Origin of the sequence: Micromonospora sp. CCTCC AA 2012012, from assembly GCF_040499845.1 — a bacterium.
Taxonomy (GTDB): Bacteria; Actinomycetota; Actinomycetes; order Mycobacteriales; family Micromonosporaceae; genus Micromonospora; species Micromonospora mangrovi.
This window is the reverse complement of sequence record NZ_CP159342.1, coordinates 4,322,026-4,345,427: the sequence shown is the minus strand read 5'-3', so window position 1 is coordinate 4,345,427 and position 23,402 is coordinate 4,322,026. Positions and strand designations below refer to the sequence as shown.

Annotated in this window: 16 protein-coding genes and 1 pseudogene; 10 read left to right on the top strand and 7 right to left on the bottom strand. The window is 73.6% G+C overall.

Features of this window, described 5'->3' with window-relative positions:
* Nucleotides 1-50 precede the first annotated feature (50 nt).
* Together ppc and ABUL08_RS19080 are read right to left on the bottom strand one after the other, a co-directional pair.
* A complete protein-coding gene (gene ppc, locus ABUL08_RS19085; protein ID WP_350931278.1) occupies nt 51-2,837 on the bottom strand; it encodes a phosphoenolpyruvate carboxylase in 2,787 nt (928 codons plus the stop codon).
* A gap of 115 nt (nt 2,838-2,952) precedes the next feature.
* Nucleotides 2,953-4,008, bottom strand: a complete 1,056-nt coding sequence (locus ABUL08_RS19080) for a hypothetical protein (RefSeq protein ID WP_350931277.1) — start codon at nt 4,006-4,008, stop codon at nt 2,953-2,955.
* Nucleotides 4,009-4,092: 84 nt separating this feature from the next.
* On the opposite strand from ABUL08_RS19080, the pseudogene ABUL08_RS19075 reads away from it, so the two are divergent.
* Nucleotides 4,093-5,132 (top strand): annotated as a pseudogene (locus ABUL08_RS19075) (S66 family peptidase).
* Between the two features lie 292 nt (nt 5,133-5,424).
* Here ABUL08_RS19075 and ABUL08_RS19070 read toward each other — a convergent pair.
* On the bottom strand, nt 5,425-6,339 hold the full coding sequence (locus tag ABUL08_RS19070) for a cyclase family protein (protein WP_350931276.1): 915 nt from the start codon (nt 6,337-6,339) through the stop codon (nt 5,425-5,427).
* A 279-nt stretch (nt 6,340-6,618) separates the two neighbouring features.
* Nucleotides 6,619-7,527: a helix-turn-helix domain-containing protein gene (locus ABUL08_RS19065; RefSeq protein WP_350931275.1), complete on the bottom strand. Its 909-nt coding sequence runs from the start codon at nt 7,525-7,527 to the stop codon at nt 6,619-6,621.
* 138 nt (nt 7,528-7,665) lie between these two features.
* On the opposite strand from ABUL08_RS19065, the gene mfd reads away from it, so the two are divergent.
* The 4 genes from mfd to ABUL08_RS19045 all read left to right on the top strand — a co-directional run bounded on the left by mfd (nt 7,666) and on the right by ABUL08_RS19045 (nt 14,841).
* Nucleotides 7,666-11,295, top strand: a complete 3,630-nt coding sequence (gene mfd / locus ABUL08_RS19060; RefSeq protein ID WP_350931274.1) for a transcription-repair coupling factor — start codon at nt 7,666-7,668, stop codon at nt 11,293-11,295.
* Between the two features lie 53 nt (nt 11,296-11,348).
* Nucleotides 11,349-12,122, top strand: coding sequence for a hypothetical protein (locus tag ABUL08_RS19055; RefSeq protein WP_350931273.1), 774 nt, complete (start codon nt 11,349-11,351; stop codon nt 12,120-12,122).
* A gap of 2 nt (nt 12,123-12,124) precedes the next feature.
* Nucleotides 12,125-13,105 carry a nucleoside triphosphate pyrophosphohydrolase gene (locus ABUL08_RS19050; protein WP_350931272.1) on the top strand — a complete coding sequence of 327 codons (981 nt, stop codon included), beginning with the start codon at nt 12,125-12,127 and terminating at the stop codon, nt 13,103-13,105.
* Between the two features lie 116 nt (nt 13,106-13,221).
* A complete protein-coding gene (locus ABUL08_RS19045) occupies nt 13,222-14,841 on the top strand; it encodes a DUF885 domain-containing protein (RefSeq protein ID WP_350931271.1) in 1,620 nt (539 codons plus the stop codon).
* Here ABUL08_RS19045 and mgtA read toward each other — a convergent pair whose 3' ends face one another.
* From mgtA to ABUL08_RS19030, 3 genes are all read right to left on the bottom strand, one after another.
* Nucleotides 14,842-17,445, bottom strand: a complete 2,604-nt coding sequence (gene mgtA, locus ABUL08_RS19040) for a magnesium-translocating P-type ATPase (protein WP_350931270.1) — start codon at nt 17,443-17,445, stop codon at nt 14,842-14,844.
* Nucleotides 17,446-17,550: 105 nt separating this feature from the next.
* Nucleotides 17,551-18,402 (bottom strand): NAD(+) diphosphatase, encoded by an 852-nt coding sequence (locus ABUL08_RS19035; RefSeq protein WP_350931269.1) that lies wholly within the window; start codon nt 18,400-18,402, stop codon nt 17,551-17,553.
* Nucleotides 18,399-19,091 (bottom strand): hypothetical protein, encoded by a 693-nt coding sequence (locus tag ABUL08_RS19030; RefSeq protein ID WP_350931267.1) that lies wholly within the window; start codon nt 19,089-19,091, stop codon nt 18,399-18,401. Before ABUL08_RS19030 ends, ABUL08_RS19035 begins: the two co-directional genes overlap by 4 nt.
* A 244-nt stretch (nt 19,092-19,335) precedes the next feature.
* Between ABUL08_RS19030 and eno the strand changes: the two genes are divergently transcribed.
* The 5 genes from eno to ABUL08_RS19005 are packed head-to-tail and all read left to right on the top strand — an operon-like array spanning nt 19,336 to nt 23,319.
* Complete coding sequence (gene eno / locus ABUL08_RS19025; protein ID WP_350931266.1) at nt 19,336-20,619, top strand: phosphopyruvate hydratase; 1,284 nt, start codon at nt 19,336-19,338, stop codon at nt 20,617-20,619.
* Between the two features lie 28 nt (nt 20,620-20,647).
* Nucleotides 20,648-21,262: an FtsB family cell division protein gene (locus ABUL08_RS19020; protein ID WP_350931265.1), complete on the top strand. Its 615-nt coding sequence runs from the start codon at nt 20,648-20,650 to the stop codon at nt 21,260-21,262.
* A gap of 38 nt (nt 21,263-21,300) precedes the next feature.
* The gene (locus tag ABUL08_RS19015; protein ID WP_350931264.1) at nt 21,301-21,858 is read left to right on the top strand and encodes a DUF501 domain-containing protein; all 558 of its coding nucleotides are present in this window, start codon (nt 21,301-21,303) and stop codon (nt 21,856-21,858) included.
* Nucleotides 21,855-22,367 carry an amino-acid N-acetyltransferase gene (locus ABUL08_RS19010; protein ID WP_350931263.1) on the top strand — a complete coding sequence of 171 codons (513 nt, stop codon included), beginning with the start codon at nt 21,855-21,857 and terminating at the stop codon, nt 22,365-22,367. Before ABUL08_RS19015 ends, ABUL08_RS19010 begins: the two co-directional genes overlap by 4 nt.
* 22 nt (nt 22,368-22,389) lie before the next feature.
* Nucleotides 22,390-23,319: a Ppx/GppA phosphatase family protein gene (locus ABUL08_RS19005; RefSeq protein WP_350938712.1), complete on the top strand. Its 930-nt coding sequence runs from the start codon at nt 22,390-22,392 to the stop codon at nt 23,317-23,319.
* The last annotated feature ends 83 nt before the right edge of the window (nt 23,320-23,402 follow it).

Sequence of the window (23,402 nt, the reverse complement as noted above, 5' to 3'; positions counted from 1 at the left end):
TACGGGCGTGAAAAGGGCCCCCTGCCGGGCAGGGGGCCCTTTCGCGTGGGTCAGCCGGTGTTGCGCATGCCGGCGGCGATGCCGTTGACCGTGGTCAGCAGTGCCCGCTCCAGGGCGGTGCCGTCGCTCGGGGCCCGGCGGCCGCCCGGTGCCGTGGCGACGGCCCGGCCGGCGGCGCCCGAGTCCCGGTACTGCCGCAGCAGCGCCACCTGGAGGTGGTGCAGCGGCTCCAGGTAGGTGTCCCGGACGGCCAGGGTGCGCTGGAGCACCGGCGAGTTCTCCAGCAGGGCCGGCGAACCGGTGATCGCCAGCACCTCCTGCTTGGTCAGCTCGTACTCCTGCTCGATCTTGTCGAAGATCGGGTGCAGCTTCTTCGGGACCAGCGTCTCCACGTACCGGCGGGCGATGCTGAGGTCGGTCTTGGTCAGCATCATCTCGACGTTCGACAGGAACGTGCGGAAGAAGTGCCAGTTCCGGTTCATCTCGGCGAGCACGTCCTCCAGCCCGGCCGCCCGCGCGGCGGCCAACCCGGAGCCGACCCCGAACCAGCCCGGCACGATCTGCCGGGTCTGCGTCCAGCCGAACACCCACGGGATGGCCCGCAGGCCGCTCAGGCCGGCCCCGGTGTTCGGCCGCTTCGCCGGCCGGGAGCCGATGTTCAGCGCGCCGAGCAGCTCGGTCGGGGTGGACGCCCAGAAGTACGCCGGCAGGTCCGGGTCCTCGACCAGCGACCGGTAGCACCGGAAGGCCGAGTCGGAGACCACGTCCATCGCCGCGTCCCAGCGTTCCAGCTGCTCGGCCGGCTGCCGGGGGGCGGTGTGCAGCAGCGTCGCCTGGAGCACCGCGGCCACCGTCAGCTCCAGGTTCTCCCGGGCCAGCGCGGGCAGCGTGTACTTGTCGGAGATGACCTCGCCCTGCTCGGTCACCTTGATCGCGCCGTCCAGCGTGCCGTACGGCTGGGCCAGGATCGCGTCGTGGGTGGGGCCGCCACCCCGACCGACCGTGCCGCCCCGACCGTGGAAGAGCCGCAGGTGTACGCCGTGCCGGGCGGCCACGTCGCGCAGCGCGCGCTGGGCCCGGTGGATGGACCACTGGCTGGTGGTGATGCCCGCCTCCTTGTTGGAGTCGGAGTAGCCCAGCATCACCTCCTGCACGTCGCCCCGGGCCGCGACGAGCGCCCGGTAGGCCGGCAGGGAGAGCAGCTCGTCGAGCAGCTCACCGCCGGCGTTCAGCTCGGCCGGGGTCTCCAGCAGCGGCACGATGCCGATCCGGGCCCGACCGGAGTGCACGTCCAGCAGGCCGGCCTCGCGGGCCAGCAGCACCGCGGCGAGCACGTCGTCGACGCCCAGGGTCATCGAGATGATGTACGACTCGATCACCTCGGCGCCGAACCGGTCCTGCGCCTCGCGGATGGTGGCGAAGACGTCGAACGTCTTGCGCGCCGACTCGGTCAGCGGGGTGTCCAGGGTGGAGAGCGGCCGGCGGCCGGTCAGCTCGTCGGCGAGGAGCTTGGTCCGCTCCAGCCGGGTCAGCGACGGGTAGTCCGGCACCTCGCCGACCGCCTCGTAGAGCTGGGCGAGCACCTCGTGGTGCTTCTCGGCGTGCTCCCGGACGTCCATCGTCGCCAGGTGCAGGCCGAACGCGGAGACCGTACGGATGGTGGAGGCGAGCCGGCCGACGGCGGTGAGCTGCCCGGAGTTGCGGGCGAGGGAGGCACGCAGCAGCTCCAGGTCGGCGATCAGCTCGGCCGAGCCCCGGTAGTCCCGCCCGGGGGCGTGCGCGGTGCCGGTGCGCAGCCGCTCGCGGGTGTTGGCCAGCTTCGCCTTCACGCAGCGCGCCTTGAGCCGGTACGGCTCCTCGGCGTTGACCCGGCGGAACCGGGGCGCCACCTCGGGCAGTGCGTCGAGGTCGGCGGCGAGGCTGGCGGAGAGGTCCAGCGACACCGCGCGCAGCCGGCGGGACACCGATACCTCGTTGATGAGCTGGTCCATCGCCTTCTCGGTGGCCGCGATGCCGTGCTCGTGCTGGATGCGCAGCACCTCGCGGGTGACCGCCGGGGTGACGAAGGGATTGCCGTCCCGGTCGCCGCCGATCCAGGTGCCGAAGGTCAGCGGGCGGGCGGTCGGTGAGGTCTCCACGCCGAGGGTGCGCAGCGTGTCGGCGAGGTCGTCGAGGACCTGCGGGGCGGCCTCGGCGTACAGGTCGCGCAGGTAGTAGATGGCGTTGCGGGCCTCGTCCGTCGGGTCCGGCCGGTCCAGCCGCAGCTCGTCGGTCTGCCACATCAGGTCCAGCAGCTCGGCCAGCCGCCGGTTGGCCGGGCCCTCGTCGCTGGCGCCGTAGAGGATCGCGTTGGCCGTCTCGGTGTCCAGCTCGTCGGCGATCGCGCGCAGCTTGGACAGGATCGAGCGGCGGGCCGCCTCGGTCGGGTGCGCGGTGAAGACCGGGCGTACCGCCAGGCGGCGGGCGGCGGCGGCGATCTCCTCGGCCGGCACCCCGCGCTCGGCGATCATCTTGGCGGCCTGGTCCAGCCAGCCGCCGTGGGTGGCCCGGCGGCGGCGCAGGTCCCGGGCCCGGTGCACCTGCTCGGTGATGTTGGCGAGGTGGAAGTAGGTGGAGAAGGCCCGGGCCAGCTTGGTGCCGGTGCTGACGTCGAGGCCGCCGAGCCGCTGGGCGGCGGCGGGGGCGTCGGAGCGGACCTCGGCGCGGATCTCCTCGACCAGGTCGAGCAGCGGGCGGCCCTCCTGGCGGGCGAGGGTCTGCCCGAGAAGCGTTCCGAGGCGGCGGATGTCGGCCCGCAGCGCGGCGTCCGGGCCGTCGTGGTCGTGCTGGTCGGTCACGGGTGCGCTCCTTACGTGAGTACGAAGGACAGCGCTGTCCGACTCCCTGGATCGTATCCGCGCCGGGGCGGATGGGAGCAGCCGGATTCCGTGATGATCTGCACTCTGGGACGGATCAGGACGGCTCAGCCATCGGTGGCGGCGCTCCGGTGCTGGTCCGGGCGGCGCGGACAGCGCGCCGACGAGCGTGGAAGATCGTGGCGGTGAGCAGGCCGAGCGCGCCGAGCAGCGTCCAGATGACCAGCCCGGACAGGGTCCAGCCCATCGACCTGCGGTCGAAGTAGACCGCCGACTTGATCAGGTCGGTGGCCAGTCCGGGGACGTTCCACCGGTGCATGCCGCGCATCCACGTCGGCAGGAACTCCGGGGCGTAGATCCCGCCGGAGCCGGGGTTGCCGAGCACCACCAGCAGCAGGATCACCAGGCCGGTGCCGAGCAGCCCGAGCCAGGCCTGTACGGCGGCGGCGACCATCGCGGCGGCGAAGACCGCCAGCGCGCCGACCGCCGCGACGGCGGGTACGTCGTGGTGCCAGACGTCGAGGATCGGGCCGACGATGGTCGCGCCGATGATGCCGAGCACCACCGAGTAGACGGCGAGCGCGGCCACCCGCAGCCCGGCCCGGGGCAGGCTGACCGGGCTGGTGCCGGTCTTCAGGCCCAGGGCGGTGGAGGCGAGATAGCCGCCGAGCACCAGGCCGACGGCCAGATAGAACGGGACGAGGCCGCGCGGGTCGCTCCGCTCCACCGGCACCTCGTCGGTGACCTGGAGCGGCAGGTTGGCCTGGCGGGCCGCCTGGGTGAGCACCTGGGTCACCAGTTCGGCGGCGGCGGGGGCGGAGGCGCTGGCGGTGGTGAGGCGCAACCCGTTGTCGGGCCCGCTGGTGAGCACCCCGTACACCTCACGGGCGGTGAGGCCGTCGGCGGCGGCGCCGGGGTTGTCGTACCCGACAGGTTTGATCTTGTCGGTCTGGCCGCGCACGGCGGCCATCACCGCCTGGGCGCGCTGGTCGCCGAGGACCACCCCGACCGGCACGTCACGCGGCGTGGGCTGGTGCAGCGCCCCCACGTAGGCCGCGATGAACGCGGTGGCCAGGGCCAGCGTGCCGACCAGCAGCGCCGCGGTGCGCGGCAGCCAGTCGCGTACGGAAAGCTCCTGCTCCTCCTCGTCCACGGGCCCAGCCTATTGTGCGGGTATGCCCGGACTCTGCGGTTTCGCCGGGCGGAATTCGCTGGCCCGCCCCGATAGCGTCCGGACATGGACCTGCCGCGCTATCCGCCGAAGCCCCGCCCCGGTGACCGGGTCGCCGTCGTGTCGCCCTCGCGCGGGCTGCCCGGCCTCTTCCCCCACGTGCACGAGCTGGGACTGCGCCGGCTGCGCGAGGCGTTCGGCCTCGAGCCGGTGGAGTACCCGACCACCCGGGTGATGGCGCCGACCCCCGGGACCGGGCCCGCGACCTCACCGCCGCCTTCGCCGACCCGACGATCACCGCCGTGCTCGCCACCGTGGGCGGGGACGACCTGATCACCGTCACCCCGCACCTGGACGACGCGGTGCTGCGCGCCAACCCGAAGCCCTACTTCGGCTACTCGGACAACACCAACGTCCTCAACCACCTGTACCGGCTGGGTCAGGTCGCCTACCACGGCGGGTCGGTGCTGGTGCACCTCGGCCGGCCGGGGAGGCCGCACCCGCTGACCTTCGACTCGCTGCGCGCCGCCCTCTTCAGCACCGGCTGGTACGAGCTGACCCCCGCCCCCGAGTGGGGCGACCGACCGAATCCGTGGGACCGGCCGGAGACCCTGGCGGACGAGCCGGAGATGCTCCCCGGCGAGGGCTGGCGCTGGCAGGGGCCGTCGAGGGTGGTGCAGGGCCGGACCTGGGGCGGCTGCCTGGAGATCCTGCACTGGCTGATGGCCACCGACCGGGTGCCGACGGCGGCCGAGCTGGCCGGCTCGGTGCTGGTCTTCGAGACCTCCAACGAGCTGCCCTCCGCCCGGGAGGTGTACCGGATCCTGCGGAACATGGGTGAGCGGGGCCTGCTCGCCGGCTTCCCGGCGGTGCTGGTCGGCCGGGCCAAGGCGTGGGACTTCGACCGGCCGCACACGGTGCCCGAGCGGCGGACGTGGGCCGACGACCAGCGGGCGGCGGTCACCCGGGCGCTGGCGGAGTACGCCGACGACCCGGTGGTGGTCTTCGACGTCGACCTGGGCCACACCGACCCGCAGCTGATCGTCCCGTACGGCGGCGAGGTCCGGGTCGACGCGGTCGAGCGCCGGATCGCCGTCCGCTACTGACCCCTGCGCTTCCGCACGAACACGTCGCTCTCGGTCACCGCGTGAGATGAGTGACGCATCGTGACCTTCTACCGGTGTCGCTCGAAGGGTGCCGTCGCCTTTGCTCTGCTGCACTCCACGCAACACCCCGTTGAGCTGCGGTCTAGCCAGCGGCGGGCCGGACCGGCCGCGCCGAGACCGTGACTGACCGTTGCTGTTGCGTGGGCTGCGGCAGAGCAAAGGGCGTCGAGGGTTGCGACGACCCTCGGGGCCATCGGTGCGGAGCGTGACCACCCCGGTCGGCGGCGACCCCTCAGGTGCCGATCGTGGCGAAGGCGCGGACCGGGAAGGTGCCCATGCCCGCCACCCGGGGCGGGGCGGCGGTGAACCGGAAGCCGGTCGGGGGCAGCGCGTCCAGGCCGGTCAGGTGCTCCACGATCGGGACGCCCGCCGCCAGCAGCGCGCTGTGCGCCGGCCGTTCACCGGCGGCGGCCGGGCTCATGTCGTCGATGTTGATCGAGTCGATGCCGACCAGGGCGGCGCCCGCCTCGACCAGCCACCGGGCGCCCTCCCCGGTCAGGTAGGGCGCGTCGGGGGCCGCGTACCGGTCGGTGCCGAAGTGGGCGTCCCAGCCGGTGTGCAGCAGCACCGCCCGCCCGGCCACCTCGTACGGGGCCAGCAGCAGCGGGTCCACCGCGCGGGTGCCGGCCGGCACCCGGACCAGCACTCCGGGCAGGTCGGCGAGGCGGTCCACCGGCATCCCGGCGAGGTCGGCCCCGTCGGCCCAGCGGTGGGCGGGGGTGTCCAGGTAGGTGCCGGTGTTGGCGATCATGTCGATCCGGGCGACGTGGAACTCGACGCCCGGGGCGTAGTTCGCCCGGGACGCCTCCCGGGTCAGCCAGTCGGTGATCCGGGGCGCCGGCCAGCCGGGCAGGGTGACCATCCCGTCGCTGACCACGTGGCTCAGCTCGACCAGCCGCCGTGGGCCGGGAGCGGCGGCGGTCACGCCCCGCCCGCCCTTGTGCGGCTCCTCGATGATCGTCTTTCCGCTGACCCGCACCTCGGCCACCATCAGCAGCCCCAGGTGCCGGACCAGGAGCGCGGCCAACTCGTCGTCGGTGATGTCCGACCCGGGGATGTCCAGTCGGAATCCCTCGGTCCGCAGGCCGCCGCCGTTGGCGAAGCTGATCTCGGCGTCGAACTGCGCCCGGTACTGCTGCCCCGTCATGGCTCCACCGCACCACGCCCGCCGTACCCCGTCAAGATCAGCCCGGCGGCCGGCGGGCGGAAATGGCGAAGGTGCCGTGCAGGGGGGCTGCACGGCACCTCCAGGGTTGCCACGAGGTGGGCGACCCGGGGGGCCCGGCAGGGGGGTGTCGGACCTCCCCGAACAGGCCCGCGTACCCCCCGTCCGGCCGCCTCTCCGGCGGCCCGTTCCGGGCTGACGCGATCAATTCTCGCCTTCGGGTCGGCTCGCGCTCTTGTAAAAATGTGCGCGGATCCGCGGTCAGTCTCCGGCCGGCTGGGTCGGCACGAGCAGCTTGCGCAGCCGGGCCGGCGGATGACCGACCTGGTCCCGGACCACCCGGGTCAGGTGCGCCTGATCGGTGAAGCCGTAGTCGCTGGCCAGCCGGCCCAGCGGCGGTCCGTCCGGCTCGGCGAGGGTGTCCAGCACCGCCCGCACCCGCAGCCGGTTCCGGTAGGCGGTGAGGCTGCTGCCGGTGACCCGCTGGAAGACCCGGCTGAGGTGGTGCGGCGAGGCGCCCACCTCCCGGGCGACCTCGGCGAGGCCGAGGGTGAAGTCCGAGGTCGCCAGCACCTCACGGGCCCGGTCGGCGAGGCGCCGGTGCGCGGCCATCGTCGCCGGGCGCCGCCGTACCGCCCGCTCGATCTCGGCGTCGGGGCCGTCCGCGGCCAGTGCGCTGTGCGTCAGCAGCCGGCCCAGGAAGCGGTGCAGCCGCTCGGCCATCTCGAACCGGTCCAGCCCGCGCCGGCACTCCGCCACCAGCATTCGGTGCGCCAGGTCCAGGGAGGCGTCCGAGTGGCCGTCCCAGCCCGACCGGTCCAGCCAGCCGGCCGCGTCCGGCCGCTGGGCCAGCACGTCCCGGTCGATCTCCAGGCAGGTGTACGAGTCGCCGCAGCCGTACGGGTGCGCCGCCGCCTGCTCGTCACCGGGCCGGGTGATCAGCACCGAGGTGGGGTCGATGACCGTCGTCCGGCCGTTGAGCCGGTGGTGGTACGCGCCGGAGCGGCCCAGGACGATCTTGTACCGGCCGTCGTCCACGGTCTCCGACCAGCCGTGGTTCTCGACGATGCACCGGACCTGATAGACCAGCATCCCGTCCGGTGCGCCGAGCACCCGCCACCGGGCCGGCGTGGTCTTGCGGCGCGGATCGCTCCCGCTTCCCTCAGGCATTCGCTTCCCCCCAGGTGTCCCTCCGACCGGCGTGGCGGCCGATCGTCCCCCCGAAGAGATAGTGTCGAATCCGCAGACCCCCCGTCCAGATCGGGCGAGGGGTGATCGTCGTGTGCCACCAGCGGGAAGTGATCACGCATGCTCACCGGACTGTTCACCGCCGCCCTGGTCGATCCCGGTCTGGCCCGGGCCCGTGACCTGGCGCGCTCCGGTGCCGCCCAGGTCGACGGCCTCGACCTGACCGCCCCGGCGGCGCTGCGCCCGTTCGCGGTCGCGGCCGTCGCGGTCGACGAGTCGGGTGGCGGCGCCGGGCGGCCGGTGCTCGCCGTCACCGCCACCAGCCGGGAGGCCGACGACCTGGCCGCCGCGCTGGGCAGCCTGCTGCCCCCGGAGCAGGTGGCGGTCTTCCCGTCCTGGGAGACGCTGCCGCACGAGCGGCTCTCGCCCCGCTCCGACACCGTCGGCCGGCGGCTGGCGGTGCTGCGCCGGCTGGCGCATCCGGAGTCCGCCGACGCGCACGGCCGTACCGGGCCGCTGCGGGTGGTCGTGGCGCCCGTCCGGTCGCTGCTGCAACCGCAGCTCAAGGGGCTTGGCGACCTGGAGCCGGTGCAGCTCGCGGCGGGTGACGAGGCGGACCTGGAGGAGGTCGCCCGCCAGCTCACCGACATGGCGTACGCGCGGGTGGACCTGGTCACCAAGCGCGGCGAGTTCGCCGTCCGGGGCGGCATCCTCGACGTCTTCCCGCCCACCGACGAGCACCCGTCCCGGGTCGAGTTCTGGGGCGACGAGGTGGAGGAGATCCGCACCTTCGCCGTCGCCGACCAGCGCACCATCGAAGGCGTACCGATGCTGTGGGCGCCGCCCTGCCGGGAGCTGCTGCTCACGCCGGCCGTGCGGAAGCGGGCCGCCGCGCTGGCGCAGGAGCACCCGGAGCTGGCCGAGATCCTCGACAAGCTGGCCGAGGGCATCCCGGTGGAGGGGATGGAGTCGCTGGTCCCGGCGCTGCTCGGCGACGAGAGCCTGGAGCTGCTGCTGGACTGCATGCCGGCCGGCACCCACGTCCTGCTCTGCGACCCGGAGCGGATCCGCACCCGGGCGCACGACCTGGTCCGTACCTCCGAGGAGTTCCTCCAGGCGAGCTGGGCCGCGGCCGCCGTCGGCGGCCAGGCCCCGGTCGACCTCGGCGCCGCCGCCTTCAAGACCCTGGCCGAGGTACGCGCCACCGCCCGCGCCCTGCGCCAGCCGTGGTGGACGCTGGCCCCGTTCGGGCTGGTGGAGGCGGAGGCCGCCCCGGCGCGGCAGCCGTGGGAGGACGCGCCGACCGAGGTCGACGTCACCCCCGACGACGCGATCGCGGTGAGCCTGGCCGCCCAGCCCGCCCCGCTCTATCACGGCGAGACCGCGCGGGTGGTCGACGACCTGACCCGCTGGGCCGGGGAGGGCTGGTCGATCGCGCTGGTCTTCGAGGGGCACGGTCCCGCCCAGCGGGCCGTCGAGGTGCTCCGCGACGCCGGCCTCGGCGCCCGGCTCACCGACCAGGTGCCGGCCGCGCCCGCCCCTGGCGAGGTGCTGGTCTCCTGCGGCTGCCTCACCGCCGGCTTCGTCGACGAGGCGTCGAAGTTCGTGCTGCTCACCGGCAACGACGTCAGCGGCGGTCGGGGCACCTCCATGCGGGACGTGCGCAAGATGCCCAGCCGGCGGCGCAACACCATCGACCCGCTGGAGCTGAAGGCCGGCGACTTCGTGGTGCACGAGCAGCACGGCATCGGCCGGTACGTCGAGCTGGTCCAGCGCACCGTCAACGGCGCGAGCCGCGAATACCTGGTCATCGAGTACGCCGCCAGCAAGCGCGGCCAGCCCGGCGACCGGCTCTTCGTCCCCACCGACCAGCTCGACCAGCTCTCCCGGTACGTCGGCGGCGAGCAGCCCACCCTGCACAAGATGGGTGGCTCCGACTGGCAGAAGTCCAAGGCCCGGGCCCGCAAGGCGGTCAAGGAGATCGCCGCCCAGCTGATCCAGCTCTACGCCGCCCGGAAGGCGTCCAAGGGGCACTCGTTCGGCCCGGACACCCCGTGGCAGCGGGAGCTGGAGGACGCCTTCCCCTGGCAGGAGACGCCCGACCAGTTGGCCGCCATCGAGGAGGTCAAGCGGGACATGGAGCAGACCGTCCCGATGGACCGCCTGATCTGCGGCGACGTCGGGTACGGCAAGACCGAGATCGCCGTCCGGGCCGCGTTCAAGGCGGTGCAGGACGGCAAGCAGGTCGCCGTGCTGGTGCCGACCACCCTGCTGGTGCAGCAGCACTACAACACCTTCGCCGAGCGGATGAGCCAGTTCCCGGTGACGATCCGGCAGCTCAGCCGCTTCCAGACGCCGAAGGAGGCCGAGCAGACCCTGGCGATGGCCGCCGACGGCACGGCCGACATCGTGATCGGCACCCACCGGCTGCTCCAGGCGGCCACCCGGTTCAAGGCGCTGGGCATGGTGATCGTCGACGAGGAGCAGCGCTTCGGCGTCGAGCACAAGGAGCACCTGAAGACCATGCGCGCCTCGGTCGACGTGCTGAGCATGTCGGCCACCCCGATCCCGCGGACGCTGGAGATGGCGATCACCGGCATCCGGGAGATGTCCACCATCGCCACCCCGCCGGAGGAGCGGCACCCGGTGCTGACCTTCGTCGGGGCGTACGACGACCGGCAGGTGGCCGCCTCCATCCACCGCGAGCTGCTCCGCGACGGCCAGGTCTTCTACCTGCACAACCGGGTCGAGTCGATCGACAAGGCGGCCCGCCGGATCCGCGAGCTGGTGCCCGAGGCGCGGGTCGCGGTGGCACACGGGCAGATGGGCGAGGACGCCCTGGAGAAGGTCATGGTCGGCTTCTGGGAGAAGGAGTTCGACGTCCTGGTCTGCACCACGATCGTGGAGTCCGGCATCGACATCCCCAACGCCAACACCCTCATCGTGGAGCGGGCCGACCTGCTCGGCCTGGCCCAGCTGCACCAGATCCGCGGCCGGGTCGGCCGGGGCCGGGAGCGGGCGTACGCGTACTTCCTCTATCCGCCGGAGAAGCCGCTGACCGAGCACGCGCACGAGCGGCTGGCCACCATCGCCCAGCACACCGAGCTGGGCGCCGGCATGTACGTGGCGATGAAGGACCTGGAGATCCGGGGCGCCGGCAACCTGCTCGGCGGCGAGCAGTCCGGCCACATCGAGGGCGTCGGCTTCGACCTGTACGTCCGGATGGTCGGCGAGGCGGTGTCGGCGTTCAAGGGGGAGAGCACCGAGGAGGAGGTCGACGTCAAGATCGACCTGCCGATCGACGCGCACCTGCCGCACGACTACGTCGCCGTGGAGCGGCTGCGCCTGGAGATGTACCGCAAGCTCGCCGAGGCCCGCGACGAGGAGCGGTTGCGTGAGGTGGTCGCCGAGATGACCGACCGGTACGGCGAGCCGCCCGCCCCGGTGCAGAACCTGGTCGCGGTGGCCCGGTTCCGGCTGCTGGCCCGCCGGTACGGCCTCACCGACGTGTCGATGCAGGGCAAGCACCTGCGGTTCGGGCCGCTGCCGCTGCCCGACTCGAAGCAGCTGCGGCTCAAGCGTTACCACCCGGACTCGGTCTACAAGCAGGCCACCGACCAGGTCAGCGTGCCCCGGCCGAGCACCCGACGGATCGGCGGCGAGCCGCTGCGCGACCAGGCGTTGCTGGAATGGTGCGCCCAGCTCCTCAAGGATGTTCTCGGCGAACCGGCCCTGGCGGGGGCGCGGTGAGGGGCGGGTGGGCGGCGTCACAGCCGCGTACCGGGCGTGAGAGAGTGACCGTCATGCGTGCTCGCCGTCTCATCGCCGCCGCCAGCGTCGCGGCCCTCGCTGTGCTCTCGCTCGCCGCCTGCGGCCGTACCTCGCCGGACGTGGCCGCCTACGTCGGGGACACGACGTACTCGATCGACCGGGTGAACGCCATCCAGGCCGAGGCCCAGACGACGTACGAGAAGTCGGTCAAGGCCGCCGCCACGCAGACCGGGGCGACCCCGTCGCCGGAGCAGCTCAAGATCAACGTAGACCGGCAGGACATCCTCAACCTGCTCGTCGGCATCGACCTGGGCAAGCGGGTCGCCGAGGAGAAGAAGGTCCAGGTCAAGGACCAGCTCACCGCCGAGCAGCTCGGCAAGGAGCTGGGCGTGCCGAACACCGAGTACGCGAAGCTGGCCGCCGAGTGGTACGACCTCTATCTGGCGCTGGAGGCCGGCCTGCCGCCGGCCGAGCTGACCGACGCCTCCCGGGAGAGCCTCTACCAGGCGCTGGTGAAGGCGCAGATCGCCCCGGCCGGCTGGTCGGTGGACGAGCAGCGCAAGCAGTTCGAGCAGGCGACCTTCACCCGTCAGGTGTCGGCGGTGAGCGTGGCGCTCCAGGACGAGGTGCAGAAGCTCGACGTGAGCGTCAACCCGCGCTACACCCTCGCCGTCCCGGCGCTGCTGCAGACCCAGAACGGCTTCCGCCAGTACGACCTGCCGTACGTCGAGGGCGGTGACCAGGTCACCGACGTCTCCACCCCGGAGCCGGCGGCCACCCCGGCGACCGCACCGGACGCCTCCTGAGCATGACCGCACGGATCGTCCTGCTGGTCACCTCGCCCCGGCTGCCGGCCGGTCTGCTGACCGCCGCCGCCTGGGACGTGCTCCGCTCCGCCCCGGTGTACGCCGGTGCGGAGAGCGAGCTGACCCGGGCGGTCCGCGTGGCGGGCGCCGAGGTCGAGGTGCTCGACGGCGGCGCCACCCAGGCGCTGCTGGACGCGGTGGCCGCGCACGGCACGGCGGTCTGGCTGGCCGGCCCGGCCGGTGACCAGGCGCTCGCCCGCGAGCTGGGGCTGCGCCTGGCCCGCGAGCCGGGCCTGGCGGAGCTGGAGCTGATGTACGGCTCGTGGGACCCGCCCGGCGCCCGGCTCCTCGACGCGGTCGAGGTGATGGACCGGCTGGCGTCCCCCGGTGGCGACCCGTGGAAGCTGGCGCAGACCCACCGCAGCCTCGCCGGCTTCCTGCTGGAGGAGTGCTACGAGGCGTACGACGCGATCAGCGCCGACGACACCGACGCGCTCCGCGAGGAGCTGGGTGACGTGCTGCTCCAGGTGCTGCTGCACGCCCGGCTGGCGGAGAACCTGCCCGACGGTGAGCGGTGGAGCGTCGACGACGTGGCCGGTGGGCTGGTCGACAAGATGGTCCGCCGCAATCCGCACGTCTTCGCAGGCGCGGCGACCGGTTCGCTGGAGGAGATCGAGGCGAACTGGGAGCGGATCAAGCGCGCCGAGAAGGCCCGCGACTCGGTGCTGGACGGCATCGCCCTGAGCCAGCCCGCCCTCGCCCTCGCCGCCAAGATCCTCGACCGGTCCGGCCGGATCGGCCTGGCGGTCCCGCCGCCGCCCGCCGATCCTGAGGCCGACCCGGAGGCCCACCTCGGCGCCACCCTCCTGGCCACCGTCGCCGCGGCCCGCGAGGCCGGCCTCGACCCCGAGGCCGCCCTCCGCCGCACCACCCTCGCCCACGCCGCCGCCCTCCGCGCCGCCGAACACCCCCCGTCGAGTTGATCATGAAGTTTGCGTCGGGAAACCGCTCGATCCCGACGCAAACTTCATGATCAACGGTCCGAAGCCGGGGTGGTTGCGGGCGGGTGGGAGGGGTGGGGGGTCGGTAGGGTCGGGGGATGGAAGAGTTCGTGCCGCTTGCGGAGCGGATCGTCGAGGCGGTGTTGGAGAGTCGGCCGGGACTGGCCACCTCGGTCGGTGACCACCGGTACGACGATCGGCTGCCGGATCTCTCCGCCGACGCGGTCGCTGCCGACCAGGCGATGCTGCGGGACGCGGCGGACGCGCTCTCCGAGATCGACCCGGACTCGCTCGACGTGGCGGAACGCGTCGACCACGCGCTGCTCAGCTCCCTGGTGGACCGGGGGCTGTTCGAGTCGACGGAGATCCGCTCGCACGAGTGGGACCCGCTGCGGCACAACCCCGGCCCGCTGCTGCACGCCCTGCTCGCCCGCCCGTACGCCCCGGTCGCGGAGCGGCTCACCCACCTCGCCGGGCGGCTGTCGGCCGTACCGGATGCGCTGGCGACCGCGCGCGCGACGCTGCGCGACATGCCGCGGATCCACGCCGAGACGGCGGTCGGGCAGTTCACCGGCGCGGCGGCGCTGATCCGCGACGAGGTGCCCCGGCTGCTGGCCGAGGCGCCCGCGCTGCACGACCGGGTGGAACCGGCGGCGGTCGCGGCGATCGCCGCGCTGGAGGAGTTCGTCGCCTGGCTGGGGTCGGGGCTGGCGGCCGACGCCGGGCCGGGGCGCGACCCCCGGCTGGGCCGGCGGCGCTGGGAGGCGCGTCTCTGGCACACCCTCGACACCGAGCTGGGCGCCGCCGAGGTGCAGCGCCGCGCCTGGGCCAACCTGGAGCGGGTCACCGACGAGATCCGCGCCGCGGCCGTCGAGCTGGTCGGCGGCCCGGCCGACGACGAGACGGTACGCCGGGCGCTGGACATGCTCGCCGCCGAACACCCCGACAACCACTCCATCGTGGACCTCGCCTCGGTCACCCTCGACGAGGCCAGCGACTTCGTCCGGGCGCACGACCTGATCAGCCTGGTCGAGGACCCGTGCGTGATCCAGGAGATGCCGGAGTTCGCCCGGGGCGTCGCGGTCGCCTACTGCGACTCGCCCGGCCCGCTGGAGACGGCGAACCTGCCCACGTTCTACTGCATCGCGCCCACCCCGACGGAGTGGCCCGCGCAGCGGGTCGAGTCGTTCTACCGCGAGTACAACGACCACATGGTCCGCAACCTGACCGTGCACGAGGCGATGCCCGGTCACTTCCTCCAGCTCGCCCACGCCCGCCGCTACGAGGGCCCCACCCGGGTCCGCGCGCTCACCGAGTCCGGGGTGTTCATCGAGGGCTGGGCGGTCTACACCGAGGAGCTGATGGCGGGGCTCGGCTTCGGCGGCCTGCCGGTGCGGTTGCAGCAGCTCAAGATGCAGCTCCGGATGACCATCAACGCGCTGCTCGACCAGCTCGTGCACTGCGAGGACATGTCCGAGGCCGAGGCGATGGCGCTGATGACCGAGCGCGGCTTCCAGGAAGAGGGCGAGGCGGCCGGCAAGTGGCGGCGTGCGCTGCTCACCTCCACGCAGCTCTCCACCTACTTCGTCGGCTACAGCGAGATGGCCGACATCGCCGCGGCCCGACCCGCCGAGGTGTCGCTACGCGACTGGCACGACGCGATGCTCGCCCACGACTGCCCCCCGCCCCGCCACCTGCGCACCCTGCTGGGGGTCTGATCAGCGGGTGCTGAAGCGGGCGGCCCGCCGGTGCGTACGGCGGCGGTGCACCGCCTCCGGTGGGCGGCGGCTGGGGCGCAGCAGGTCCGACGAGGCGAACAGGGCCCGCTTGGTGACCTCCACCAGCGCCAGGTACGCCAGCACCAGCCCGACCAGCACGGCCAGGAAACCCACCGGCAGCGGGTGGAACCCGAGCGGCCCGGCCACCGGCAGGTAGGGGATCAGCCAGGCCACCGCCACCGCGGCGAACGCCGCGACGAGCAGCGGACGGCTGGGCCGGCTGCGCCAGAACGGGCTGGTGTGGGTGCGGATGGCGAAGACCACCAGGGTCTGGGTGGCCAGCGACTCGACGAACCAGCCGGTGCGGAACTCCACCGGGCCGGCGTGCAGCACGCTGAGCAGCAGCGCGAAGGTGAGGAAGTCGAAGAGCGAGGAGAGCGGCCCGAAGGTCAGCATGAACCGGCGGATCTCCCGCAGGTCCCAGTGCGCCGGCCGGGCGAGCTGGTCGGCGTCGACCCGGTCGGTGGGGATGGCGACCTGACTGAGGTCGTAGATCAGGTTGTTGAGCAGGATCTGCGACGGCAGCATCGGCAGGAACGGCAGGAACGCCGACGCCCCGGCGGCGCTGAACATGTTGCCGAAGTTGCTGGACGTGCCCATCAGCACGTACTTGATGGTGTTGGCGAAGATCCGCCGTCCCTCGGTGACCCCGTCGGCGAGCACGTCGAGGTCCTTCTCCAGCAGCAGCACGTCGGCCGCGTCCCGGGCCACGTCGGTGCCGGTGTCCACCGAGATGCCGATGTCGGCGGCGTGCAGGGCGAGGGCGTCGTTCACCCCGTCGCCGAGGAACGCCACGTCCCGCCCGGCGGCGCGCTGGGCGCGTACCAGCCGGGCCTTGTCCTCGGGCGAGACCCGGGCGAAGACGCTGGTCCGGCCGATCGCGGCGGCCAGTCCGGCGTCGTCCAGCCCGGCCAGGTCCGCGCCGGTCAGCACCCCGCTCACCGGAAGGCCGAGCTGTTGGCAGACCCGGACCGCCACCGCCGGATGGTCGCCGGTGATCACCTTGACCGTGACGCCGAGGCCGGCGAGCCGGTCGAGGGCCGCCCGGGCGTCCGCCTTCGGTGGGTCGAGGAAGACCAGCAGGCCGCCGAAGGAGAGGTCCCGTTCGTCGTCCGGCTCCAGCGTGGTCGCCCCGGGAGCGGGGCGGCCGGCCACCGCGACCACCCGGCCGCCGCCGGCCAGTCGCTCGTCCAGCACCGCCCGCGCCGCATCGGGTACGTCGTGGCAGAGCGCCAGCACCTCCTCGGCCGCGCCCTTGGTGACCAGGGTCCGCCCGTCCGGCCCGTCGACCAGCACGCTCACCCGGCGGCGCTGGTGGTCGAAGGGGAGCAACGCCACCCGCCGGTACGCGGCCACCGGCTGCGCCGCCACGCCGGGTGCCGCCCACAGCGCCCGGTCCATCGGGTTGCCGTCGGCCTCGGTGGTCGCCTCGTTGGCGAGCAGCCCGGCCAGCAGTGGCGCGTCCGAGGGGCGTCCGTCCGGGCCGAGCGTCTCGGCGAGGCTGAGCCGGCCGTCGGTCAGCGTGCCGGTCTTGTCGGTGAAGAGCACCTCGACGTTGCCCAGGTCCTCCACGCAGACCAGCCGCTTCACCAGCACCCGCCGCCGGGCGAGGCTGCGGGTGCCCGCCGCCAGGCTGGCGGTGACGATGGCGGGGAGCAGTTGCGGGGTGATGCCCACCGCGATGGCCAGGCTGAACAGCACCGCGTCGATCACCGGCCGGTGCAGCACCAGGTTGATCACGAAGATCACTCCGGTCAGGACGCCCGCCACCCGGGCCAGCATCAGCGAGAAGCGGCGCAGCCCCCGCTGGAACTCCGTCTCGCCCTGCCGCTCGCCCAGCCCCACCGCGATCCGCCCGAACGCGGTGTGCCCGGCGGTCGCCACCACCACCCCGACGCCGGACCCGGCCCGGACCACGGTCCCCATCAGCGCGCAGGAGGCGAGGTCGTCCAGGGGCGTACCGGCCGGCACCGGGGCCGGGTCCTTGGCCACCGCCGCCGACTCGCCGGTGAGCACCGACTCGTCGCACTCCAGCCGGTTCGCCGCGGTCAGCCGCAGGTCGGCCGGGACCACCATGCCCAGGTCGAGCCGGACCAGGTCGCCGGGGACGAGGTCGACGACGTCGACCTCCCCGGTCCGGCCGGCCCGGATCACCGGCGCGGTGTGGCGTACCCGGTCGTGCAGCGCCGCGCCGGCCCGCTCGGCCCGGTATTCGTTGCCGAAGCCGAAGCCGACGCTGACCGCCAGGATCACCCCGATGACCAGGGCGTCGGTGCGTTCGCCGACGAAGTAGGAGACGGTCGCGGCGGCCAGCAGCAGACCCAGCAGCGCGGAGCGGAACTGCCGGACCAGCACGGCGAGGGCGGAGACCCGGTGGGTCCGGACGGCGTTCGGCCCGAGCCGGGCCCGGCGCCGGAGCACCTCCTCGCCGGTGAGGCCGGCGGGACCGCTGTCGAGGGCCGCGAGCACCCGGTCGACGGGGAGCGTCCCGGCCTCGGTGACCGGCAGCCAGCCCTCGTCGCGTACCGCCCCGGCTCCGCGCACCGCCACCTCCCTGACCCATTGCACACCCGGGCCCGACCGCCCCGCCCAGCATCCACGGCACCCGCCGACCCGGTCAGGGTCCTCCGACCCGGAGGGGAGGGCCGGTCAGCGCGGGGCGGCGACGGCGTCGATCAGCCAGCGCGAGATCGAGTACGCGGGCGGCAGCTCCGCCGGCAGCGCGTCGAGCGGGAACCAGCGGGCCTGCGCCAGCTCCCGGCCGTCGACCACCGGTTCGGCGTCCGGGTCGGTGACCACGGCGGTGAAGCCGGCCAGCAGCGTCCCCGGGCCGGACATCGCCCAGGGCTGGCTGCCGAAGTAGGCGGGCGGCCCGATCGTCAGGCCCACCTCCTCGCCGACCTCCCGCCGGGCGGCCGCCTCCAGCGACTCGCCCGCCTCGACGAAGCCGGCGACCAGTGCCCAGAGCTCCGTCGGGCCGTACGTGTGCCGGACCAGCAGCAGCTCGTCGACCCGGTCGGGGCGGGGTCGGGTGATCGCCACGAGGACGGCGGCGGAGAGCGGCATCGGCACGTACAGGTCGCAGCCGGGGCAGCGCCGGGCGGTCTCGCCGGGCACGTCGGTCAGTTCGGTCCGGCAGGCTCCGCACCACCGGTGGGTACGCCGCCAGGTCACCACGGCCAGCGCCCGTCCGGCGAGCGTGGCGAGGGGTTCGGGCAGCTCGGCGGCGAGCCCGCGCCAGCTCCGCCACCGGCCGGGCAGCTCCTCGGCGTCGGTCACCTCGACGGCCCAGGCCGGTACGCCGTCCAGCGTCCCCACCGGCACCCGGTCGAGGCCGGGTGGCAGGTCGCCGACCCGGGGGAACGCCCCGTCGGGGCCGGTGAGCAGCTTGCGGCCGGCGACCGCCAGGGCGAGGTCGGTGGGTGCCGGCGGGACGCTGCCGTCGGCCCCCGGCACGAAGCCGCCTCCGGTCGGGCCGGCGGGACCCGTCGACGCGGTCACTGCTTCGTGCTGCGCCGGTCCACCACGCCGGCCCCGGGCGGGGGCTGGAACGCGCGCGGGTCGACCGTGTCGGTGTAGCTGGTCAGCGCCAGTTCCTCGGGTCGGCCGTCGAGGGTGCCGGTGAAGCTGCCGAGCACCCCCTCGGTGGTGACGCAGGCGGTGAACCGGTCACCGGCGCCGGAGACGTCCACGCAGGTGGCGTGGTTCCCGGCGAGGGTGGTGTCGCTGGAGGTGATGGTGGCCTCGGGGTCGAGGGCCGCCGTGGTCAGCAGGTGGATCACGGCCGGTGGGGTGACCAGGCCGTGCCGGCCCGCCTCGCCGTAGACGGCGACCGAGGGGCGGCCGGCGGTGAGCACCGGGGGGAGCACGGTGCAGGAGGTCCGGGCGGCGGCGACCGCGCAGGTCGTGACCGCCTCCTGGGTCACCGTGATCTTGCCGTCCGGCCAGGTGTACGACGACCGGAGCGGCTTCTTCGTCTGGGCGATGGAGGCGGTCCGGCCGCCGCCGAGCTGGTAGTCGGCGGCCCAGGTCTGCTCCAGCGCCCGGTCCATCCGCGCGGCCAGGTCGTTGACCAGGTCGGCGCGGCCCAGGGCCTGTCCGGCGTCGTCCAGTGCCTGGCAGCCGGTGACGGAGAGCGAGGCGATGACCGAGGCGGCGAGCACGCGGAGGGTGGTCGAGGCGGCGGGCATGACGCCCAGCCTTGTCGATGCGGGCAACCTCCCGCAAACCCGTTGCCGGTTGAGGCCCGAGAATCCGGGAATGTCCGTGTCACTGACCGTGAGTGAGGCATCTCGGCTCCGGCCCCGTACGCCTGCGGTGCGCCGGGTGGAGACGTGCGACCGGGCGTGGCCCGATACGCTGCGTTCAACACCTGCCTCAGCCGCACCGTCGCGGCCCATACCGGACCGGAACACACAAACGAGGAGCGACTCAGTGGCAACCATCGAAGGAATCGTCGCCCGGGAGATTCTCGACTCGCGGGGCAACCCGACGGTCGAGGTCGAGGTCGGGCTCGACGACGGCACGATCGCCCGCGCCGCGGTGCCGTCCGGCGCCTCCACCGGCGCCTTCGAGGCGGTCGAGCTGCGCGACGGTGACGCCGACCGCTACCAGGGCAAGGGTGTCGAGAAGGCGGTCTCGAACATCGAGGACAAGATCGTCGACCAGCTCATCGGGTACGAGGCCAGCGAGCAGCGGCTGATCGACCAGAAGATGATCGACCTCGACGGCTCCGACAACAAGGGCGAGCTGGGCGCGAACGCCATCCTCGGCGTCTCGCTGGCGGTGGCGAAGGCGGCGGCCGGCAGTGCCGAGCTGAGCCTCTTCCGCTACCTGGGCGGCCCGAACGCGCACCTGCTGCCGGTGCCGATGATGAACATCCTCAACGGTGGCGCGCACGCCGACTCGAACGTCGACGTCCAGGAGTTCATGATCGCGCCGATCGGCGCGCCGACCTTCCGGGACGCGCTGCGCTCCGGTGCCGAGGTCTACCACGCGCTGAAGTCGGTGCTGAAGAAGCAGGGCCTGTCGACCGGCCTGGGCGACGAGGGCGGCTTCGCGCCGAACCTGCCGACCAACGCCGCCGCGCTGGACCTGATCTCCGAGGCGGTGGAGAAGGCCGGCTACCGGGTCGGCACCGACATCGTCTTCGCGCTCGACGTGGCCGCCACCGAGTTCTTCGACGACGGCAGCTACACCTTCGAGGGCAGCGCCAAGTCGGCCGAGGAGATGAGCAACTACTACACCAAGCTCATCGGCGACTACCCGATCGTGTCCATCGAGGACCCGCTGGCGGAGGACGACTGGAGCGGCTGGGCCACCCTGACCGCCGCCGTCGGCGACCGGATCCAGATCGTCGGCGACGACCTGTTCGTCACCAACCCGCAGCGGATCGCCCGGGGCATCGCCGAGCGGGCCGCCAACGCGGTGCTGGTGAAGGTCAACCAGATCGGCTCGCTCACCGAGACCCTGGACGCGGTGGACCTGGCCCACCGGGCCGGCTTCAAGTGCATGATGAGCCACCGTTCCGGCGAGACCGAGGACACCACCATCGCCGACCTGGCCGTCGCCACCGGCTGCGGCCAGATCAAGACCGGCGCTCCGGCCCGTTCGGACCGGGTCGCGAAGTACAACCAGCTCCTGCGGATCGAGGAGGAGCTGGCCGACGCGGCGCGGTACGCCGGTGCGGGCGCGTTCCCGCGCTACCGTTCCGCCTGACGCGTAGCTCCGGGGGAGGGGTGTGACGATGCAGCAGCGCCGCACACCGGGTGGTCAGCGTCCCGCCCGTCGACCGGGTCAGGCCGGTCGACCGGGCGGTGCGCGGGTCCGCTCGGCGGTCCGCGACGCCGGTGTCCGCGCGGAGCCGCGCGGGGCCACCGGTCGGTCCCGCGCCGAGGGCGTACGCTCCGCGAGCCGGCCGGCCGCCGCCCGTCGTACCGCGGCGGGGGGCAGCGTCAAGCGGCTCTCCGCACCCCAACCCCGGCGCTTCACCGGACGGGCCACCGTGCTCTTCGCGGTGCTGATCGCGCTCGCCCTCGGCTACACCTATCCGGTCCGCGTCTATCTGGACCAGCAGGCGGACATCGAGCGGATGGAGACCGCCCAGGCCGACCAGCGCAAGCGGATCGAGGACCTCTCGGCCGAGGCGGCCAAGTGGCAGGACCCGGCCTACATCGAGAGCCAGGCCCGGGAGCGGTTCTTCATGGGCAAGCCGGGGGAGACCCTGCTGGTGGTGCTCTCCGACCCGGAGGGCGCCGCCAAGGAGGCGGGAAGGGGCGCGAAGCCGGCGACCCCGCACGCCCCGGACCCCTGGTACGACACGCTCTGGTCGAGCGTGCAGGCGGCCAACGCCGACAAGTGAGCCCCACCCTTCGCACTCCGAACGAGAGACTGAGCACCGTGAGCGTCGTACCACCGCAGGAACCGGCGGCGGATTCCGTACCCCCGCCGGAGCGGCAACCGGCCACCGAGGCCGACCTGGCCGCGGTGGCCGCGCAGCTCGGCCGCCCGCCCCGGGGCACCCGGGCGGTGGCGCACCGTTGCCCCTGCGGCCTGCCGGACGTGGTGGAGACGACCCCGCGGCTGGCCGACGGGACCCCTTTCCCGACGCTGTTCTACCTGACCTGCCCGCGGGCGACCGCGGCGTGCAGCCGGCTGGAGTCGGCGGGGCTGATGAAGGAGATGGCCGACCGGTTGGCCACCGACCCGGAGCTGGCCGACCGGTACCGGGCGGCGCACGAGGACTACCTGGCCCGCCGGGACGCGATCGGCGAGGTCCCGGAGATCGCCGGCATCTCCGCCGGCGGCATGCCCGGCCGGGTGAAGTGCCTGCACGTGCACCTCGGGCACGCGCTGGGTGCCGGTCCGGGGGTCAACCCGTTCGGTGACGAGACCCTGGCGCTGGTGGAGAAGTGGTGGGCCGCCGGCCCGTGCGTGGACGTCCCGGCGGCCGAGTGACCGGCGAGGACATCGTCGTCCGGCGGGCCCGCACCGGCGACGTACGCGGCATCCGCCGGCTGGTCGACACCTACACCGACGACCGGCGGCTGCTCAGCAAGGCGACTGTCACCCTCTATGAGGACGTGCAGGAGTTCCGGGTGGCGGTCACCCCGGACGGCACGGTGGTCGGCTGCGGGGCGCTGCACGTGATGTGGGAGGACCTGGCGGAGATCCGTACGGTCGCGGTCGACCCGGCCTGCCGGGGGCAGCGGCTGGGGCACCGGATCGTCGGCGAGCTGATCGACGCCGCCCGGGAACTGGGTGTCGCCCGGATCTTCGTGCTCACCTTCGAGACCCGCTTCTTCGGCTCGTTCGGCTTCCACGAGATCGACGGCGCGCCCGTGCCGCAGCCCGTCTACGAGCAGCTGCTGCGCTCCTACGACGAGGGCGTCGCCGAGTTCCTGGACCTGGAACGGGTCAAGCCGAACACCCTCGGCAACACCCGGATGCTGCTGCGCCTGCCGTAGGGTTGCTGCCGTGACGACGCGTGTGGCCGCCATCGACTGCGGGACCAACTCCATCCGGCTGCTGGTTGCCGACCTGCCCGACGCCGCTGCCGGGCCGGAGGCACCGCTGGTCGACCTGAGCCGCCGGATGGAGATCGTCCGGCTCGGTCAGGGCGTCGACCGGACCGGCCGGCTCGCCCCCGAGGCGATCGAGCGCACCCGGGTGGCCCTCACGGAGTACGCCGCCGAGATCGAGAAGTTGGGTGCCGAGCGGGTGCGGATGTGCGCCACCTCGGCGTCCCGGGACGCCTCCAACGCGGGCGACTTCCGGGCCATGGTCGAGCAGACCCTCGGGGTGGCGCCCGAGGTGGTGACCGGCGACGAGGAGGCGCGGCTCTCCTTCACCGGCGCCGTGCGCGGCCTCCCCGCCGGCGCCGAGCCGCCCTACCTGGTGGTCGACATCGGCGGCGGCTCCACCGAGTTCGTCGTCGGCACCCGGGACGGCGGCGTCGACGCCGCCATCTCCGTGGACATCGGCTGCGTCCGGATGACCGAGCGGCACCTGCACGGCGACCCGCCGGGCCTCGACGAGATCGCCGCCGCGCAGGCCGACATCGCGGTCGCGGTGGACCGGGCGCTGGCGGCCGTCCCGGGGCGCGGGGCCGGCACGCTGGTCGGGCTCGCCGGGTCCGTCACCACCGTGGTCGCCATCGCCCAGGGCCTGACCGGGTACGACCCGGCGCGCATCCACCACGCCCGGGTCCCGTACCAGCAGGTCGGCGACGTGACCGCGGACCTGCTGGCGAAGACCCGCGAGCAGCGCCTGGCCATTCCCGTGATGCACCCCGGCCGGGCCGACGTGATCGGCGCGGGCGCGCTGGTGCTCCGCGTCATCATGGAGCGCGCCGGGATGTCCTCGGTGGTCGCCTCCGAGCACGACATCCTCGACGGCATCGCCTGGTCGCTGGCCTGACGCGAGGCGGCGTCCGCCCTCCGATCCCGCTGATGCCCGGTATCGCGTTGTTGACGGTACTTCGCAATACGCAGTAGTGTGCG